Source organism: Pseudomonas fluorescens (genome assembly GCF_005938625.1).
Lineage (GTDB): Bacteria > Pseudomonadota > Gammaproteobacteria > Pseudomonadales > Pseudomonadaceae > Aquipseudomonas > Aquipseudomonas fluorescens_BD.
In genome coordinates, this window is sequence record NZ_VCNJ01000014.1 from 47,636 (window position 1) to 64,186 (window position 16,551).

At 59.1% G+C, this 16,551-nt stretch carries 18 protein-coding genes; 14 read left to right on the forward strand and 4 right to left on the reverse strand.

All coding sequences use genetic code 11. From position 1 onward, the window contains the following. The first annotated feature begins 44 nt into the window (after window positions 1-44). From araG to FGA82_RS10425, 6 genes are all read left to right on the forward strand, one after another. Entirely contained in the window at window positions 45-1,589 is a 1,545-nt protein-coding gene (araG, locus tag FGA82_RS10400) for an L-arabinose ABC transporter ATP-binding protein AraG (RefSeq protein ID WP_141127020.1), read from the forward strand. 12 nt (window positions 1,590-1,601) lie between these two features. Beyond that, the gene (gene araH, locus FGA82_RS10405) at window positions 1,602-2,570 is read left to right on the forward strand and encodes an L-arabinose ABC transporter permease AraH (RefSeq protein ID WP_042704903.1); all 969 of its coding nucleotides are present in this window, start codon (window positions 1,602-1,604) and stop codon (window positions 2,568-2,570) included. Between the two features lie 392 nt (window positions 2,571-2,962). Next, window positions 2,963-3,676, forward strand: coding sequence for a GntR family transcriptional regulator (locus FGA82_RS10410; RefSeq protein WP_141127021.1), 714 nt, complete (start codon window positions 2,963-2,965; stop codon window positions 3,674-3,676). Continuing rightward, entirely contained in the window at window positions 3,673-4,671 is a 999-nt protein-coding gene (locus FGA82_RS10415; protein WP_141127022.1) for an ADP-ribosylglycohydrolase family protein, read from the forward strand. The genes FGA82_RS10410 and FGA82_RS10415 overlap by 4 nt, the downstream gene beginning before the upstream one ends. Before the next feature lie 229 nt (window positions 4,672-4,900). After that, window positions 4,901-6,367, forward strand: a complete 1,467-nt coding sequence (locus FGA82_RS10420) for a purine-cytosine permease family protein (protein ID WP_141127023.1) — start codon at window positions 4,901-4,903, stop codon at window positions 6,365-6,367. Beyond that, window positions 6,360-7,289: a PfkB family carbohydrate kinase gene (locus tag FGA82_RS10425; RefSeq protein WP_141127024.1), complete on the forward strand. Its 930-nt coding sequence runs from the start codon at window positions 6,360-6,362 to the stop codon at window positions 7,287-7,289. The genes FGA82_RS10420 and FGA82_RS10425 overlap by 8 nt, the downstream gene beginning before the upstream one ends. Before the next feature lie 216 nt (window positions 7,290-7,505). Here the strand turns inward: FGA82_RS10425 and FGA82_RS10430 are convergent, their stop codons facing one another. From FGA82_RS10430 to FGA82_RS10445, 4 genes are all read right to left on the reverse strand, one after another. Next, window positions 7,506-7,760: a hypothetical protein gene (locus FGA82_RS10430; protein ID WP_092279308.1), complete on the reverse strand. Its 255-nt coding sequence runs from the start codon at window positions 7,758-7,760 to the stop codon at window positions 7,506-7,508. A 44-nt stretch (window positions 7,761-7,804) separates the two neighbouring features. After that, window positions 7,805-8,146: a hypothetical protein gene (locus FGA82_RS10435; protein ID WP_008085503.1), complete on the reverse strand. Its 342-nt coding sequence runs from the start codon at window positions 8,144-8,146 to the stop codon at window positions 7,805-7,807. 82 nt (window positions 8,147-8,228) lie between these two features. Beyond that, a complete protein-coding gene (locus tag FGA82_RS10440) occupies window positions 8,229-9,425 on the reverse strand; it encodes an MFS transporter (RefSeq protein ID WP_141127025.1) in 1,197 nt (398 codons plus the stop codon). A gap of 110 nt (window positions 9,426-9,535) precedes the next feature. Further along, on the reverse strand, window positions 9,536-10,189 hold the full coding sequence (locus FGA82_RS10445; RefSeq protein WP_141127026.1) for an HD domain-containing protein: 654 nt from the start codon (window positions 10,187-10,189) through the stop codon (window positions 9,536-9,538). Between the two features lie 225 nt (window positions 10,190-10,414). On the opposite strand from FGA82_RS10445, the gene FGA82_RS10450 reads away from it, so the two are divergent. The 8 genes from FGA82_RS10450 (at window position 10,415) to dgoD (ending at window position 16,417) form a co-directional block, all read left to right on the forward strand. Further along, entirely contained in the window at window positions 10,415-10,894 is a 480-nt protein-coding gene (locus FGA82_RS10450; protein WP_038364457.1) for a GNAT family N-acetyltransferase, read from the forward strand. Between the two features lie 159 nt (window positions 10,895-11,053). After that, window positions 11,054-11,716, forward strand: a complete 663-nt coding sequence (locus FGA82_RS10455; protein WP_141127027.1) for a hypothetical protein — start codon at window positions 11,054-11,056, stop codon at window positions 11,714-11,716. Further along, window positions 11,713-12,207 carry a PAAR domain-containing protein gene (locus tag FGA82_RS10460; RefSeq protein ID WP_141127028.1) on the forward strand — a complete coding sequence of 165 codons (495 nt, stop codon included), beginning with the start codon at window positions 11,713-11,715 and terminating at the stop codon, window positions 12,205-12,207. The genes FGA82_RS10455 and FGA82_RS10460 overlap by 4 nt, the downstream gene beginning before the upstream one ends. A 5-nt stretch (window positions 12,208-12,212) precedes the next feature. Further along, window positions 12,213-12,947: a hypothetical protein gene (locus FGA82_RS10465; RefSeq protein WP_141127029.1), complete on the forward strand. Its 735-nt coding sequence runs from the start codon at window positions 12,213-12,215 to the stop codon at window positions 12,945-12,947. Next, on the forward strand, window positions 12,944-13,474 hold the full coding sequence (locus FGA82_RS10470; RefSeq protein WP_141127030.1) for a hypothetical protein: 531 nt from the start codon (window positions 12,944-12,946) through the stop codon (window positions 13,472-13,474). Before FGA82_RS10465 ends, FGA82_RS10470 begins: the two co-directional genes overlap by 4 nt. A 105-nt stretch (window positions 13,475-13,579) precedes the next feature. Beyond that, window positions 13,580-14,569 carry a 2-dehydro-3-deoxygalactonokinase gene (locus FGA82_RS10475; protein ID WP_141127031.1) on the forward strand — a complete coding sequence of 330 codons (990 nt, stop codon included), beginning with the start codon at window positions 13,580-13,582 and terminating at the stop codon, window positions 14,567-14,569. A gap of 19 nt (window positions 14,570-14,588) precedes the next feature. After that, the gene (locus FGA82_RS10480; RefSeq protein WP_141127032.1) at window positions 14,589-15,209 is read left to right on the forward strand and encodes a 2-dehydro-3-deoxy-6-phosphogalactonate aldolase; all 621 of its coding nucleotides are present in this window, start codon (window positions 14,589-14,591) and stop codon (window positions 15,207-15,209) included. 59 nt (window positions 15,210-15,268) lie between these two features. After that, window positions 15,269-16,417, forward strand: a complete 1,149-nt coding sequence (gene dgoD / locus FGA82_RS10485; protein ID WP_007908327.1) for a galactonate dehydratase — start codon at window positions 15,269-15,271, stop codon at window positions 16,415-16,417. Window positions 16,418-16,551 lie beyond the last annotated feature (134 nt).

Genomic DNA, 16,551 nt, shown 5'->3' on the forward strand with positions numbered 1-16,551 from the left:
GGCCCGGGCAGCCGGGCCGTTTTCTGGTGTGAAGAGGTGGCTTTATGCACGCGCAAGTACAGACACAACAACACAGCGCCAGCGGCAGCCTGCGCTTCAGCGGGATTGGTAAAACCTTTCCCGGTGTGAAAGCGCTGGACGCGATCAGCTTCGTCGCGCATCCGGGCCAGGTTCATGCCTTGATGGGCGAGAACGGCGCCGGCAAATCGACCCTGCTGAAAATCCTCGGCGGCGCTTACATCCCGAGCAGCGGCGAGTTGCAGATCGGCGAGCAGACCATGGCGTTCAAGTCGACCGCTGACAGCATCGGCAGCGGCGTCGCGGTGATTCACCAGGAGCTGCATCTGGTGCCGGAAATGACCGTCGCCGAAAACCTGTTTCTCGGTCATCTGCCGGCCAGTTTCGGTTTGATCAATCGCGGCACGCTGCGCCAGCAAGCGCTGAATTGTCTTAAAGGCCTGGCCGACGAAATCGATCCGCAGACCAAGGTCGGACGTCTGTCCCTCGGCCAGCGACAATTGGTGGAAATTGCTAAAGCATTATCGCGCGGCGCCCATGTGATCGCCTTCGACGAACCGACCAGTAGCCTCTCGGCGCGCGAGATCGACCGCTTGATGGCGATCATCGGCCGCCTGCGTGACGAGGGCAAAGTCGTGCTCTACGTCTCGCACCGGATGGAAGAAGTGTTCCGCATCTGCGATGCGGTGACGGTGTTCAAGGACGGCCGCTACGTGCGCACCTTCGATGACATGAGCCAGCTGACCCACGATCAACTGGTGACCTGCATGGTCGGTCGCGACATTCAGGACATCTACGATTATCGCCATCGTCCACGCGGCGCCGTCGCCCTGAAGGTCACCGGCCTGCTCGGTCCGGGCCTGCGCGAACCGATCAGTTTCGAGGCGCACAAAGGCGAAATCCTTGGCCTGTTCGGACTGGTCGGGGCAGGGCGCACCGAGCTGTTTCGTTTGCTCAGCGGGCTCGAACGTAACACGGCCGGGCGCCTCGAATTGCGCGGTCATGAATTGAAACTGCGCTCACCGCGAGACGCGATTGCGGCGGGCATTTTGCTGTGTCCGGAGGATCGCAAGAAGGAAGGCATCATCCCGCTGGCCAGCGTCGCCGAGAACATCAACATCAGTGCACGTGGCGCCCATTCGGGTCTTGGCTGCCTGATTCGCGGTCTGTGGGAAAAGGGCAACGCCGACAAACAGATCAAAGCGCTGAAAGTGAAAACACCGCACGCCGGTCAGCAGATCAAGTTCCTCTCCGGCGGCAATCAGCAGAAGGCCATTCTCGGCCGCTGGCTGTCGATGCCGATGAAAGTGCTGCTGCTCGATGAGCCGACGCGTGGCATCGACATCGGCGCCAAGGCTGAGATCTACCAGATCATCCATAACCTCGCTGCTGAGGGTATTTCGGTGATCGTGGTGTCCAGCGATCTGATGGAGGTGATGGGCATTTCCGACCGCATTCTGGTGCTCTGCGAAGGCGCCCTGCGCGGCGAAATCAGCCGCGACCAGGCCAATGAATCCAACCTGCTGCAACTGGCTTTGCCGCGCCACCGCGCTGACGGCGTGGCGAACTGAGAGGTGACTATGATGACAACCCAAAACGAAACCCTGCCCAAAGAGCGCAAACCGTTGGACATGCGCCGCTTCCTTGATGACTGGGTCATGCTGCTGGCGGCGATCGGCATTTTCATTGCCTGCACGCTGCTGATCGACAACTTCCTTTCGCCGCTGAACATGCGCGGATTGGGCCTGGCGATTTCCACCACCGGGATCGCCGCGTGCACGATGTTGTACTGCCTGGCGTCGGGTCATTTCGACTTGTCGGTGGGCTCGGTGATTGCCTGCGCCGGCGTGGTCGCGGCGGTGGTGATGCGCGACACCAACAGCGTGTTTCTCGGTGTCAGCGCAGCGTTGGTGATGGGCCTTATTGTTGGGCTGATCAACGGGATCGTGATTGCCAAGTTGCGCGTCAATGCCTTGATCACGACGTTGGCGACCATGCAGATCGTTCGTGGTCTGGCGTACATTTTTGCCAACGGCAAAGCGGTAGGTGTGTCGCAGGAATCGTTTTTCGTCTTCGGTAACGGCCAGCTGTTTGGCGTACCGGTGCCGATTCTGATCACCATCGTCTGCTTCCTGTTTTTTGGCTGGCTGCTGAATTACACCACCTACGGGCGCAATACCATGGCCATCGGTGGCAACCAGGAAGCAGCGTTGTTGGCGGGCGTGAACGTTGATCGCACCAAGATCATTATTTTTGCCGTGCACGGTGTGATTGGCGCGTTGGCCGGGGTGATTCTGGCATCGCGGATGACCTCGGGGCAGCCGATGATTGGTCAGGGATTTGAGCTGACGGTGATCTCGGCTTGCGTGTTGGGCGGGGTATCGTTGAGCGGCGGGATCGGCATGATCCGGCATGTGATTGCCGGGGTGTTGATCCTGGCGATTATTGAGAATGCGATGAACCTGAAGAACATCGACACGTTTTATCAGTATGTGATTCGTGGGTCGATCCTGCTGCTGGCTGTGGTCATTGACCGACTGAAGCAACGCTAGAATCAAGAGCCCCTCACCCCAGCCCTCTCCCGGAGGGAGAGGGGGCCGACCGAGGTGTCTGGCGTGATACATCGACCTGAAAGATTGTGTCGATTATGGATTGAGCAAGGAGCTTTCAGGTCGGCGAACCTCCTGAGCATCCCCCATTCAGTCCCCTCTCCCTTAGGGTGAGGGGAAGGGCCGACCGAGGTGATCCGTCGACCTGAAAGGGGTCGTCGATTGTGGATTCGGCGAAGCACTTTCAGGTCGGCGTACTTCTTGAGCATCCCCCATTCAGTCCCCTCTCCCTCCGGGAGAGGGCTAGGGTGAGGGTGCTTTTGACTTTCAACCTTCTGTCTCTCCCCCCAAATTTTCCTTGCCCGTTCGCACCCCTTTCGGTTATCAATTTGTACATGATTAGACAGGTACGATTTGACAAGAAACAACGGGTGGTCGACGAGCTCGTCCGACGCATCGAAAGCGGCCTCATGGAGGACGGCTTTCTGTTGCCCGGCGAGCATCAGTTGGCTCAAGAATTCAACGTCAGCCGTGGCACATTGCGCGAAGCGCTGGCCGAATTGAAACGGCGCAATTACATCGCCACGCAAAGCGGCGTCGGCTCCATCGTCACCTTCGATGGTGTAGCGCTTGATCAGCGTAGCGGCTGGGCGCAGGCACTGGCTGACAGCGGGGCGCTGATCAACACCGAAGTGCTGCGTCTGGAAGCGGTGACCCGGCCCGATCTGCTCTCGCGTTTCGGTACGGAAAACTTCATCACTCTCGACCGTCGTCGTCGCTCCAACGACGGCACGCTGGTGTCCCTCGAACGCTCTTTGATGCCCGCGACCGGCGGCCTGGAAAGCCTGCCGCGCGTCGGCCTGATCGATAATTCCCTGACCATCACCCTGGCCGCCTACGGCTACATCGGCGAACGCGGCGATCAATGGATCGGCGCCGAACCGCTGAATGCCGAAGACGCCGCACTGCTTGGCCGCCCTGAGGGCACGGTGTTCCTCAAAGCTCTGCGCACCACCTACGACCGCCAGAACCGTTTCATGGAGCTGGTCGAAAGCCTGCTCGACCCGGTGCATTTCCGTCTGCACCTGCAATTTGGAAAATCGAAATGACCGCGCTCAACCGTGCCCTCGGCGCTTTTTATGGCCTGGCCCTCGGCGACGCGCTGGGCATGCCGACCCAATCGCTGAACCGCGAAACGATCAAGACCCGCTTCGGCACAATCACCGATCTGCAGGACGCCGGGCCGCTGCAACCGATTGCCGCGAACATGCCCAAAGGCTCGATCACCGACGACACCGAACAGGCAATCCTGGTCGGCGAATTGTTGGTTGAAGGCAAGGGCCGCATCGAGCCGGCGATCCTCGCGCAACGCTTGATCGAGTGGGAAGCCGAGATGCAGGCCAAGGGCTCGCAGGACTTGCTTGGGCCATCGACCAAACGTGCGATCGAAATGATCCTCGCCGGTCATTCGCCGGAGGAAGCGGGGCGCTACGGCACCACCAACGGCGCGGCGATGCGCATCACTCCAGTCGGGATTGCGGCAGATGTCACCGATCCCGAGCGCTTCATCGCGGCGGTGGTACAGGCCTGCCAAGTGACCCACAACACCACACTGGGGATTTCCAGTGCCGCGGCGGTGGCAGCGGTGGTTTCCGCTGGCATCAACGGTATTGATCTGGGCGAGGCGTTGAACCTCGGTCAGCAAATCGCTCAACAAGCGGAATCACACGGCCATTGGGTGGCCGGTGGGCGTATTGCTTCACGCATCAGTTGGGCGCGCACCATCAGTGTCGATAGCGACAAGGCTCTGCTCGCGGATCTGCTCTACGACGTGATCGGTACTTCGGTGGCGTCGCAGGAGTCGGTGGTGGTCTCGTTCGCGCTGGCGCAGCAAGTGGCGGTCGGTGAGATGAACGCGTTTGATGCGCTGTGCATGGCCGCCAGCCTTGGCGGTGACACTGACACCATCGCGGCGATTCTTGGCGCGATGCTCGGGGCCTGCCTGGGTCTTGAGAGTTGGCCTGCCGAGATGATCGAGACGGTTAAGGCCGTTAATCATTTGGAGCTTGAGCCGTTGGTGCAGGGGCTGTTGGCTTTGCGCTGATTGGGCTGACGTCTTCGCGAGCAAGCTCGCTCCCACAGGGGTTATGTGAACGCCATAAATCTAATGTGGGAGCGACGGTGCGACGATTCGACTTGCTCGCGAAGGCCGCACCGCAAATTTTGAATTTTCAACCCGCAATGGATCGCGCAGACAGGCCGAGGACGGCCGCGATGTCTTGTCGTTTTGCATCATTGCCACAACCACAAAAAAGGCAAACAGGAGCACCTTCATGAGTTCATCAAACGCCGGGCAAAGCGCCGGGCAACTGGAAACCCGCGGCATCGAACCGGTTCCGGAAGCCGAGTGCAACGGCCATCCGCTGCAACTGTTCTGGGTCTGGTTCGCCGCCAACATCTCCATCCTCGGTCTGCCGCTGGGCGCCACACTGGTGGCGTTTCGCGGGCTGGCGATCTGGCAGGCGATCATTGTCGCGATCATCGGCGCTGCCGGTTCGTTTGCGGTGGTCGGAATCATCTCGATTGCCGGTCGACGTGGTCGTGCGCCGAGCCTGACCTTGTCGCGAGCGATCTTCGGCGTGCGCGGCAATATCGGCCCGACGCTGGTCTCGCTGATGTCGCGTCTCGGTTGGGAAACGGTCAACACCACCACCGCTGCATTCGTGCTGCTGTCGCTGTGCTCGATCCTGTTTGGCTCGCCGGTGGAAGCGAAAAGTGCGCCAATACTGACGCTGATCTTCATCGCGATTTTCGTCCTGCTGACCCTGTCGGTGTCCGGCCTCGGTCACGCGACCTTGCTGGTCATCCAGAAGTGGGCGACCTACGTGTTCGGCGCGCTGAACATTCTCGTTGGCGGCTTCCTCTGCGCGACCATCGACTGGAGCGCGGTGTTCAACGCCACGCCAGCGCCGATGAGCGCAATGATCATCGGCATCGGCACCATGGCTGCCGGCACCGGGATTGGTTGGGCCAACGCTGGCGCCGACATGTCGCGCTATCAGCATCGCAGCGTCAAGGCTGTGCGACTGGTCGCGTCCGCCGCATTCGGTGCGGGTATTCCGCTGGTGTTACTGATCACACTCGGCGGCTTGCTGTCGGTGGGCAACAACGATCTGGCGTCGGCGACTGACCCGATCGTGGCGATCCGCGACATGCTGCCAACGTGGATGGCGGTGCCGTACCTGATCACCGCGTTCGGTGGTCTGTTGCTGTCGAACAACCTGTCGGTGTACTCCGCCGGTCTGACCACGCTGACCCTCGGCCTCAAGGTCAAACGCGTCTACGCAGTAGTGGTCGATATCGTCGCGATCTTCGCCGGTTCGATCTACTTCATGCTGATCGCCGACAGCTTCTACGGCCCGTTCATCACCTTCATTTCCCTGCTGGCGGTGCCGATCACCGCGTGGGTCGGGATTTTCGTGATTGACCTGATTCACCGTCACTACTACAGCCCGAAAGATCTGCTCGACGTCAGTCCGAGCAGTGCTTACTGGTATCGCGGCGGCATCGAATGGCGCGCGTTTGGTGCGTGGGCGATTGCCATCGTCCTCGGCTTCAGCTTCACCACCATCGGCACCACTGCAGAGAACGTCTGGTTCAAAGGCTTCCTGTCCGACTCGTGGCTGGGCCACAACGGCCTCGGCTGGATCGTGACGTTCGTGGTGGCCGGTGGCATTTACTTCGTCCTCGGCGGGGCGAAAGATCGCCGCGCCGCGCAAACCGAGAATGCTCATGCCTAAGATGTTGCACACCGGCCAGGTCATCATCGACCTGGTCATGGCCGTGGATAAACTGCCGCAGATTGGCGGTGACGTGCTGGCGCAGTCGGCCGGTTTCGAAGCGGGCGGCGGTTTCAACGTGATGGCGGCGGCGGTGCGTAACGGCCTGCCGGTGGTGTATCTCGGTCGGCATGGCAGTGGGCGTTTCGGCGATCTCGCGCGTCAGGCGATGAATGCCGAGGGAATTCACATCGGCATCACCGAATCCGCACCGAAAGACACCGGTTTGTGTGTGGCACTGACCGATGCGTCGGCCGAGCGCAGCTTCATTTCCTATATCGGCGCTGAAGGTGAGGTGACCGAAGAGGATTTGAACAGCGTCGCGGCCGAGGCGGGCGATTACGTTTATCTCAGCGGCTACAGCCTGCTCCACGAAGGCAAGGCCCAGGCATTGCTCGATTGGACATTGGCGTTGCCGGCGGCGATCAACGTGGTGTTTGATCCAGGCCCGCTGGTGGAGTCGCCGGATTCACCGATGATGCAGGCGTTGTTGCCACGCATCGATGTGTGGACCAGCAACAGTGTTGAAGCGCTGCGCTTTACCGGGGCTGAGGAGATTGCGGTGGCGCTTGATCGTCTCGCTGAGCATCTGTCCAGCGACGTGCTGATGGTTGTGCGTGACGGGCCGCAAGGCTGCTGGATTCATCAAGGTGACGAGCGTCGGCAAGTGCCGGGGTTTGCTGTGAAAGCGGTGGACAGCAATGGTGCCGGCGATGCCCATGCCGGCGTCTTTGTCGCGGGACTGGCGCAGGGTTTGACAGCGCATGAAGCCGCGCGACGGGCGAATGCGGCGGCAGCTTTGGCGGTGACGCGGTGGGGGCCTGCGACTTCGCCGGGCGCGGCTGAAGTGGATGCGTTTATCCTCGATTCCGGCGGTGCCTGATAGATAGCTTTCGCTAGCAAGCTCGCTCCCACAGGGGATTTATGTTCGCCTCAGATCCAATGTAGGAACTGCCGAAGGCTGCGATCTTTTGATCTTATAAAAGTAAAGATCGCAGCCAACTGCAGCTCCTGCATTATTAGCGATCACACGATCACACGATCACACGATCACACGATCACACGATCACACGATCACACGATCACACGATCATATCGCTCAGCTATCCAGTTTGCGCGCTGCTTCAACCCCGGCCGCACTCAGCTTGATCGGCAGGTTCAACGAATGTTCGCCGGCCTCGTTGCAGGTCACATGACCGTGGTGAATCAGTCCGCGATCCTGCAAAGCGGCGAGGGCACTGGCCACGACTTTCTCGCCCCGGTAATTGTCCAGCACCTCCTTGCCCAGACCACTCGGGTGGGCGTGCAGCAGGCGGGTGAGGACTTCTTTTTCCAGGTTTTTATCGACGTTCATGGTTACCTCTTCATTGGATTGAATAGGACGCTCGCGTCGGCGAACTACTGACCGGAGCCTTCGGAACCGGAGCCACCGGTGGTGGTTTTCGAGCCGATGCCGGGGCCCGCGTTGTCTGGCGTTGCGGGGGCATCGGGGGTGTTCATACCGCCCTGACGGCCCGGATCACTGCCCTGAGTGCGCGGATCGGTACCCGTCGCAGGAGGCTGATTGATCAACGGCACGCCCGAGCCATCGGTGTTCATACCGGGGGCACTGTTGATGGCGGGGGCGCGTGGCGGGGTCGGATCGGTAGGGCCAGTGCCCGCAGCGGTGGCGGATGCGGCGAAAACCGCAGGGCAGAGCAGGGCGCTGAATACGAAAGCGGTCAACCTTGACGGGATCATAGGGCGTCTCCAGTGATTGGAATCCTTACCTGTCGTTGGTCTGCCCAGTAATCGGATTGGTGCCTGATCAGCGACGAACGGTCTAGGTTGCCTGCGTGGCTTTCAGATTTATTCGCCGCCAGAGCAAGCGGCCGAGGGTAATCAACCAGTTGGCTAACGCGACGATCAAAACCGTCAAAAGCAGCGTGCGCATGCCGTGCTCAACGATGATTTTCCCGGCCAGTAACGGGAAACCAAACACGCCGATAAAGTACGAAAGACTGAACAGCAACAAGGCCTGTGACGTGGTGTTGGCCGGTGCTTCGTTGGCCGCCAAACCGTTGATCACCGAATAGGTCAGGCCATAACCGACGCCGAGCATCACCGCTGCCAGCAGATAGCTGAATCCGCTGTGCACGCCGAACGCGAACAGCACAATCGAAGCCAGCATCAGTCCGGACAACAGACACGACGCGCGCAACGGATCACGTTTGACTACATAGCCTGCGATCAACATCCGGCTGCTGATCGCCGCACTCATGAAACCCAGAAAGAACACTGAGTAATCCAGCGAGCGGGCGGTGGCATAGCTGGTCTGGAAGCTGGACAGGCCACCGAACACGCATCCGCCGAGACCGACCATGAGGATGGGGAACAGCGCGCGCGAGCTGAGTACTTGAGTGCTCGCCTGCCAGGTGATTTTTGCAGCGGTTGTGGCCTGCGTGGTTTGCAGTTTTGCGCCGAGTTGCCAGAACAGCAGCACACCGATCAGGCTTGCCAACGCCGCCAGATAAAACGCCGAGGTCACCGGCAAACCCACTGCACTCGCCGCACGCCCGAGCAATGGGCCGCTGCCGATACCGGTCATCATGCTGCCCGACAACAACGCAAAGTATTTGGCTCGTTGCGTTGGCGTCACCAGACTGGCGACGATGATCGGCCCCAACGTATAGAAAACGCCCCAACCCAATCCCAACAGCAAGCCGAAAAACAACAGCAGATGACCAAAGCCCGGCGTCATCGCAAAGCCCAGACTCGCCGCCACCAGCAACAGCCCGAACAGGGCAATCGAACGTGCCGCACCGAGCCAGTCCGACAGATGCCCGGACACCAGCACTGCGACAAAGGTACTGAGCATCGCCGCTGAAATCACACTGCCGGCATCCTGTTCATTGCCACCGCGAGAAGCGATCAGCAGCGACAACAAAAACGTCGTGCCATAGGACAGCGACAGCAGATAACTGGCGAGACAGAACAGGCCGAACAGCTTGCCTGAAACCTTGGGTGTTACTGGCGACATGACGCGGTTCCTTGACCGGAAAAATTCAGCGTCATCTGTTTAACACGCCCGGCGCGGGGGTTAGGTCTGAGGTTGGCGAAGTCAGGATTGCTGTGCGCCGGAGTAACGCGTCAGGCGATGCCGATCTCTTCCTTGAACTGCTCCATGAAACCCTTCAGACGTTGATGACGGACTTGCGCCAGCCGCTGGCCGGCGACGGTCTGGAAACCGTCGGCGAGGTGTAACAGCTTGGTCTGGAAATGATCGAGGCAAAACCGCTTGTCGTCGTAGTCGCGTTGTTTCGCTTCGGGATCCTGTGGGTCGTACAGCGCCGAGCCCATGCGCCCGGCAATGTAGAAAGTACGGGCGACGCCGAGCATGCCCAGAGAGTCGAGACGATCGGCATCCTGGACGATTTTCGCTTCAAGAGTGCGTGGCGTGAGGTTGGCGGAGAAACTGTGGGCTTCGATGGCGTGGGCTACGGCCGTGATTTTTTCTTCGGGCCAGTTCATCGCGGCGAGCACCGATGAAGCTTTTTCCGCCGCCAGTCGCGAGGCTTGCGCGCGCAGTGGCGAGTTCTTCTCGACAGCCACGCAATCGTGCAAGAGCACGGCGGCCAACAACACCTCCAGATCGCCGCCTTCTTCTTCATGCAGCGTACGTACGTTGTGCCAGACCCGTTGCAGGTGGGCGAGGTCGTGGGCGCCGTCATCGGACGGCTCCAGGGCGTGGGGCAGTAACTCTGCTGCCAGTGCCGCCACGGGTGTAAAACTATCTAAGTTCATAAGCATCCTTTCAGATTGTCGAAGTCCCTGTGGGAGCGGGCCTGCTCGCGAAGAGGCAGTATCAGTCACCGCAATGTCACTGACAGTCCGCCTTCGCGAGCAGGCTCGCTCCCACAGGGAACTGCAGTGTTTGCAACATTGCGCAGGATAGTGTGTGTTTTGCCATGTGACGAGCGCCGCCCACGGCCTTAGTATGGCGTTTTCCTTTTCCGACAAGGCCCGTCCATGACGATCGACATCCGCCCGGCGACCCCCAGCGATGCTCCGCAAATTCTCGCCTTCATCACTGAACTCGCCGATTTCGAAAAGGCCCGTCACGAAGTCATCGCCAGCGTCGCCGACATCGAACGCAGCCTGTTCGGCGAAGGCGCCACCGCCCACGGTCTGATCTGCCTGCGTGATGGTTTGCCGATCGGTTTCGCGGTGTTTTTCTTCAGCTATTCGACCTGGCTCGGCAGCAACTGCCTGTACCTCGAAGACCTCTACATCACCCCGGAGCAACGCGGCGGCGGTGCCGGCAAAACCCTGCTGCGCCACTTGGCGAAAATCGCCTGCGACAACGACTGCGGCCGCTTCGAATGGAGCGTGCTGGACTGGAACACGCCGGCGATCGAATTCTACAAATCCCTCGGCGCGCAACCTCAGGAAGAGTGGGTGCGCTACCGCATGGATGGTCAGGTCCTGCGTGAGTTTGCCGAGGGCTGAACACAGTGATGGCAATCCGGCAGTAATTCGATTGTCGCCAGCGCTCTAGTCCGGCATTCTACGCGCCATTTTTGCGCGCTCACGGACGACACCTGCAATGCCTCTGGCACAACTTCTCCACGCCCGTGGAGCCTTCGCTGCGTCAACGAGTGACCGGCGATGAGCGGACTACGGGCGTCAATGCGTCTGTATGGCCTGGTGAAAGACTCAGGCTCGAGCGACAACCCCCAGCGCCAACCGGTCGACATTCTGTGCATGACAAACCGCACGGGCGGCAGCGCCATTCGCGCGTTCGTGTCACGCCTTGATGCCGAGTTGATGGCCCGCAGCGCCGGGCTCGCCGAATACCGCGTGATACCGCTGCGCACCTTCGATCCGACGGCGTTTATCGACGCCCATCAAGGCTGGCTGACGCTGCACATTTGCTGTGGTTTCGTCGCCCCTGCCGGGCATTCGCTGCTCAAGGACGGCGGGTTGATGCCGATGGGCTGGTACGTCTATTCCGAGATCGGCCAGTGGACGGTCCAGCATCATCTCGACCTCGGCGCACAAATGGCCGAACTGCTGCAATCGACTTACGAGCGTAATCACCTGCGCAACTACAACGCCTGGCTCAACGAACTCGACGACGCCTCGCCGGCTGAACTGGCCTGGCAAACCGACGAAGCCTGGCGACACCTGCAAACCGCCGCATCACCCGACAGCCGTGAGCATTGCCACGCCCTGTTCGACCCCGTCGACAACCGCTGGCGCTTCGCCGCGACCGACATCGATATTCATCAGCCGCACCCGGAACCCCTGAAGCAAGGAGCTTTGAATTGAGTGGTAAACCCGCTGCACGCGTCACCGACCCGACCGCCTGCCCATTGCCAGGCCATGGCACCAACCCGATTGCCTCCGGCTCGCCGAACGTCTTCTTCGACGGTCTCGCCGCCGCGCGCATGACCGATAAATCGGCGTGTGGCAGCCCGATTACCGGAGCCGTTTCCGGCACCGTATTCATCAACGGCCTGAACGCGGCCACGCTCGATAGCACCGGAGGCCATGGCAATGTCGTGGTTGGTGGTTCAGGGACGGTGATTATCGGCCAGAGTGGCGGCGGGGCAGCGTTTAGTGGGCTGTTGCCGATGCCGGCGCATTTTACGGACAGGTTGCAAGTGGTTAACGAGGCGACTGGCGAGCCTATCCCCGATCATCCGTATGCGATCCAGCGAGGTGATGGGCGCATAGAACATGGCATCACCAATGAGCGGGGCTTTACCCATATGGTGAGTTCTCACTTGGCTGAAACTATTAAATTGTTTGTAGAGTGATCGAAATGGAAGTCGAAAATCCTGCACTCAGAGACTGCAAAACTGAAGTGGCTGGCCATGAGTTGACCTGCAAGACTGACCAGAGCGTCAAGCAAGTTACTGTCAAAGTGAAAAAGGTAGCCATTTTCTTTATTGGCGGTGCTGGGGATAAAGAGGAGTATTACCAGAATGAACCTCCTCATCATAACGTGCAAAATGCCTGGAATCAGTTGTCGAACAGATTGTCTCCGGAACAAAAGCTCGACGTTAATTTGCCTTATATAAGCTATAAGGATGTTCGCGGTGAGAAGGATATCGAGAAGTATGTAATACGCCCGTTAAAAGGTGATAAGACGGTTTATCTTGTGATTGTTGGTCATAGCCTTGGGGGGTGGAATGGTGCACATTTGACCTCGATTTTGAAAGAGCGAGGTTATACAGTCAAGATATTGGTAACACTCGATCCTGTTGGCGGTGGTACAGGTGTATGGATGTTCTCTGATATCTATTTTACGACGCCAAAGCCCGTGGCAGATTATTGGATAAATATATTGGCATCCCCCAAGGAAAAAGACGATTCAGATACTGTTGCCAGTTTGGGAGAGCGCTGGATCATGACATCTGGACCGAATATAAATGAGGCGGTCAGTGCGAATCACCGGCAAGCAGGTATGCTGTTCGCCTCCAAACTTCAAAGTGGAAAGTCTGCGTGCGATATAGTTTATGAGCGAGTGACTCAATATTTGGAATCGAAAAAATGATACGACTATTTATTGTGCTGACGATGCTTCTATGTAGTTCTTGTGCCAAGCGGCCGATTCTTCCTGATACCGAGATTGAATTCATTTCTGTCGCTACAGGGGGCGATAGTTTGTCTTGGAATGTTCGCTTTAGTTCGAAGACCGATGTGTTGAATTTTTTTAAGGATGCGACGGGAGAAACACAGTTGGGTGAAACATTGTTTTGCTCTCTGGATAAAGAGCTTGAATTTGAAAACTCCGATAAATTGACTAATTATTTTGTTGGTAATCTTGTTGAGGTTGACGCCGATAAGTCTGGTTTAGACCATATTTATACGTCTAGATTGTCCGCAGTGAGAAAGGAGGATGAGGGCGTTTCAAATGTTTTCATGAGCGCGGAAGAACTGCTGGCATTATTAAATGAACGTAACGCCGTCTCTTGCAGAGTGTTTACCTCAGCTTACTCATTCGGGGGATACTATTCGAAGTCAATGCTGATTCCAGCAACTGACCTCGTACACGTCATTGAACAGCAGCGCGTGCAATGATTGCTTTGTCCCATAATATGGGATGCAAAATTACATATTGAGATTTCCCGTCTGAGAGGTCTATAGTCCGTCGCACTCACTGCCAAAAACAAAACAGGTGAAGCGATGCTGGCGCAATTGATCGCGCTCGACTGGGGGACGACCTCATTACGTGCTTACAAACTCGCGGCGGGCGGTGTGGTGCTGGAGCAGCGCGCGCTGTCGTCCGGGATCATGCAGTTGCCCAAGACCCCGCGAATCATCAACGGTCGCGAATGCGCCGATGGTTTTGAATTGGCCTTCGACGACGCGTGCGGCGACTGGCTCGATGCGCAGCCGGGTCTGCCGGTGATTGCCTGCGGCATGGTCGGCAGTGCGCAGGGCTGGCGTGAAGCGGCCTACTGCGAGACGCCGGCGAATGTCGCCAATCTCGGAAACTCCCTACAAACAGTTGTCAGTCTGCGCGGCACGCGGGTGCATATCGTGCCGGGCGTGATTCAGCGTTCGCGTCTGCCGAATGTGATGCGCGGCGAAGAAACCCAAGTGTTGGGTGTTCTGCAGAATCTGCCGGTCGAGGCGGGCGCTGATCTGCTGATCGGTCTGCCAGGCAGCCACTCGAAATGGGTCGACGTGGTCGATGGCTGCATCACTCATTTCGACACGTTCATGACTGGCGAAGTGTTCGCCGTGCTCAGCGAGCACAGCATTCTTGGCCGCACTCAACAGCAAGGCGCGGCGTTCGATGCTCAGGCGTTTGACCGCGGTGTGCAGGTTGCGCAGTCGGCGGACGGCGAGCTGGGCGTGCTGTCGACCTTGTTCAGTGCCCGTACCTTGGGCCTGACCGGCGAACTCAGCCCAACCGCGCAAGCGGATTATCTGTCCGGCCTGATGATCGGCCATGAATTGGCAGCACTGGCCAGCGCTCAACGCCGTCGCCGCGACAACCCGAATCTTCCTTCGATCATCCTCATCGGCAACGCGCAACTGTGTGCGCGCTACCGCCGTGCCCTCGACGCCTGCGGTTTCGCCAACGTGACGCTGGCCGAGCAGGCCACCGAACGTGGTCTGTGGCAACTGGCGCTGGCCGCCGGACTGATCGATTCCTCATCCCGTTAACCCTGACTGGAGGCCTGACATGCTCAAGCAAGCATTGGCGCAAAACGGTCTGATCGCGATCCTGCGTGGCCTGCATCCGCAGGAAGCCGCCGCTGTCGGAGAAGTCCTGTATGCCGCCGGATTTCGCGTCATCGAAGTACCGCTCAATTCCCCTTCGCCGTACGAAAGTATCCGCATCCTGCGCAAGACCTTGCCCGCCGATTGCCTGATCGGTGCCGGCACGGTGTTGACCCCGGAACAGGTCGAGTTGGTGAAGGAGGCCGGCGGCCAAGTGATCGTCATGCCGCACAGCGATGCCAAGGTTCTGCGCGCGGCAAAAGCGGCGGGACTCTATCTATCGCCCGGCGTTGCCACGCCAACGGAAGCGTTCGCAGCGCTGGCGGAGGGCGCGGACATTCTCAAGCTGTTCCCGGCCGAGCAGATGGGCCCGGCGGTCGTAAAAGCCTGGCTCGCGGTGTTGCCGTCCGGGACGGTGCTGGCGCCGGTCGGCGGCATCACGCCGGACAACATGCAGGCGTTTATCGACGCTGGCGTGAAAGGTTTCGGCCTCGGTTCCGGCCTGTTCAAATCAGGCATGACGCCGGAGCAGGTGGCGGTGAATGCCCAGGCATACGTGGCCGCGTGGAAGGCGCTTCGCTAAGACTTTCGCGCTGCGTGCGCTGCATCTAATAAGAGCTGCATTTACAAAAGAGAGCAGAGATGAAAATCACCAAACTCACGACCTTCATCGTTCCGCCGCGCTGGTGTTTCCTCAAGGTTGAAACCGACGAAGGCGTTACCGGTTGGGGCGAGCCTGTGGTTGAGGGCCGCGCACACACCGTGGCCGCTGCCGTCGAAGAATTGTCCGACTACCTGATCGGCAAAGACCCACGCAATATCGAAGACATCTGGACCGTGCTCTATCGCGGCGGCTTCTACCGTGGCGGCGCGATCCACATGAGCGCACTGGCCGGTATCGATCAGGCGCTGTGGGACATCAAGGGCAAGGCCCTCGGTGTCTCGGTGAGTGATCTGCTCGGTGGCCAGGTGCGTGACAAGATTCGCGTGTATTCGTGGATCGGCGGCGATCGTCCGGCCGACACCGCGCGTGCGGCGAAAGAGGCGGTGAGCCGTGGCTTCACTGCGGTGAAAATGAACGGCACTGAAGAGCTGCAATTTCTCGATACCTTCGAAAAAGTCGATCTGGCGCTGGCCAACGTGGCCGCCGTGCGTGATGCGGTGGGGCCGAACGTCGGCATCGGCGTCGACTTCCATGGTCGCGTGCACAAGCCGATGGCCAAGGTGCTGATGAAGGAACTCGACCCGTACAAACTGATGTTTATCGAAGAGCCGGTACTCAGCGAAAACTACGAAGCGTTGAAAGAACTGGCGCCGTTGACCAGCACGCCGATTGCTCTCGGTGAGCGGCTGTTCTCGCGTTGGGACTTTAAACGCGTGTTGAGCGAAGGCTATGTCGACATCATCCAGCCGGATGCTTCCCACGCCGGCGGCATCACTGAAACGCGCAAGATCGCCAACATGGCCGAAGCCTACGACGTCGCGTTGGCGCTGCATTGCCCGCTGGGACCGATTGCGCTGGCAGCGTGTTTGCAATTGGACGCGGCTTGTTACAACGCGTTTATCCAGGAGCAAAGCCTGGGCATCCATTACAACGAGAGCAACGACTTGCTCGACTACGTGAAGGATCCACGGGTGTTCGATTACGACAAGGGCTTCGTGAAGATTCCGAACGGGCCAGGTTTAGGCATCGAGATCAACGAGGAATATGTGATCGAGCGTGCGGCAGTCGGGCACCGCTGGCGCAACCCGATCTGGCGTCATGCCGATGGCAGTTTTGCCGAGTGGTGATTTGTCTCTGAGATACCACAACCCCCTGTGGGAGCGAGCTTGCTCGCGAATGCGGCAGGTCAGTCACATTGATGCCAGATGTGCCGCCGTCTTCGCGAGCAAGCTCGCTCCCACAGAGTGCAGTGCAGGCCTCA

Excerpts from the sequence above, each read along its gene's own strand:
- FGA82_RS10415 (WP_141127022.1), top strand. The coding sequence starts at position 3,673 with ATGACCGCGCTCAACCGTGCCCTCGGCGCTTTTTATGGCCTGGCCCTC.
- FGA82_RS10430 (WP_092279308.1), bottom strand. The coding sequence starts at position 7,760 with ATGAACGTCGATAAAAACCTGGAAAAAGAAGTCCTCACCCGCCTGCTG.
- FGA82_RS10450 (WP_038364457.1), top strand. The coding sequence starts at position 10,415 with ATGACGATCGACATCCGCCCGGCGACCCCCAGCGATGCTCCGCAAATT.
- FGA82_RS10470 (WP_141127030.1), top strand. The coding sequence starts at position 12,944 with ATGATACGACTATTTATTGTGCTGACGATGCTTCTATGTAGTTCTTGT.
- FGA82_RS10410 (WP_141127021.1), top strand. The coding sequence starts at position 2,963 with ATGATTAGACAGGTACGATTTGACAAGAAACAACGGGTGGTCGACGAG.
- FGA82_RS10435 (WP_008085503.1), bottom strand. The coding sequence starts at position 8,146 with ATGATCCCGTCAAGGTTGACCGCTTTCGTATTCAGCGCCCTGCTCTGC.
- FGA82_RS10465 (WP_141127029.1), top strand. The coding sequence starts at position 12,213 with ATGGAAGTCGAAAATCCTGCACTCAGAGACTGCAAAACTGAAGTGGCT.
- FGA82_RS10445 (WP_141127026.1), bottom strand. The coding sequence starts at position 10,189 with ATGAACTTAGATAGTTTTACACCCGTGGCGGCACTGGCAGCAGAGTTA.
- FGA82_RS10480 (WP_141127032.1), top strand. The coding sequence starts at position 14,589 with ATGCTCAAGCAAGCATTGGCGCAAAACGGTCTGATCGCGATCCTGCGT.
- araH (WP_042704903.1), top strand. The coding sequence starts at position 1,602 with ATGACAACCCAAAACGAAACCCTGCCCAAAGAGCGCAAACCGTTGGAC.
- araG (WP_141127020.1), top strand. The coding sequence starts at position 45 with ATGCACGCGCAAGTACAGACACAACAACACAGCGCCAGCGGCAGCCTG.
- FGA82_RS10420 (WP_141127023.1), top strand. The coding sequence starts at position 4,901 with ATGAGTTCATCAAACGCCGGGCAAAGCGCCGGGCAACTGGAAACCCGC.
- dgoD (WP_007908327.1), top strand. The coding sequence starts at position 15,269 with ATGAAAATCACCAAACTCACGACCTTCATCGTTCCGCCGCGCTGGTGT.
- FGA82_RS10440 (WP_141127025.1), bottom strand. The coding sequence starts at position 9,425 with ATGTCGCCAGTAACACCCAAGGTTTCAGGCAAGCTGTTCGGCCTGTTC.
- FGA82_RS10475 (WP_141127031.1), top strand. The coding sequence starts at position 13,580 with ATGCTGGCGCAATTGATCGCGCTCGACTGGGGGACGACCTCATTACGT.
- FGA82_RS10425 (WP_141127024.1), top strand. The coding sequence starts at position 6,360 with ATGCCTAAGATGTTGCACACCGGCCAGGTCATCATCGACCTGGTCATG.
- FGA82_RS10455 (WP_141127027.1), top strand. The coding sequence starts at position 11,054 with ATGAGCGGACTACGGGCGTCAATGCGTCTGTATGGCCTGGTGAAAGAC.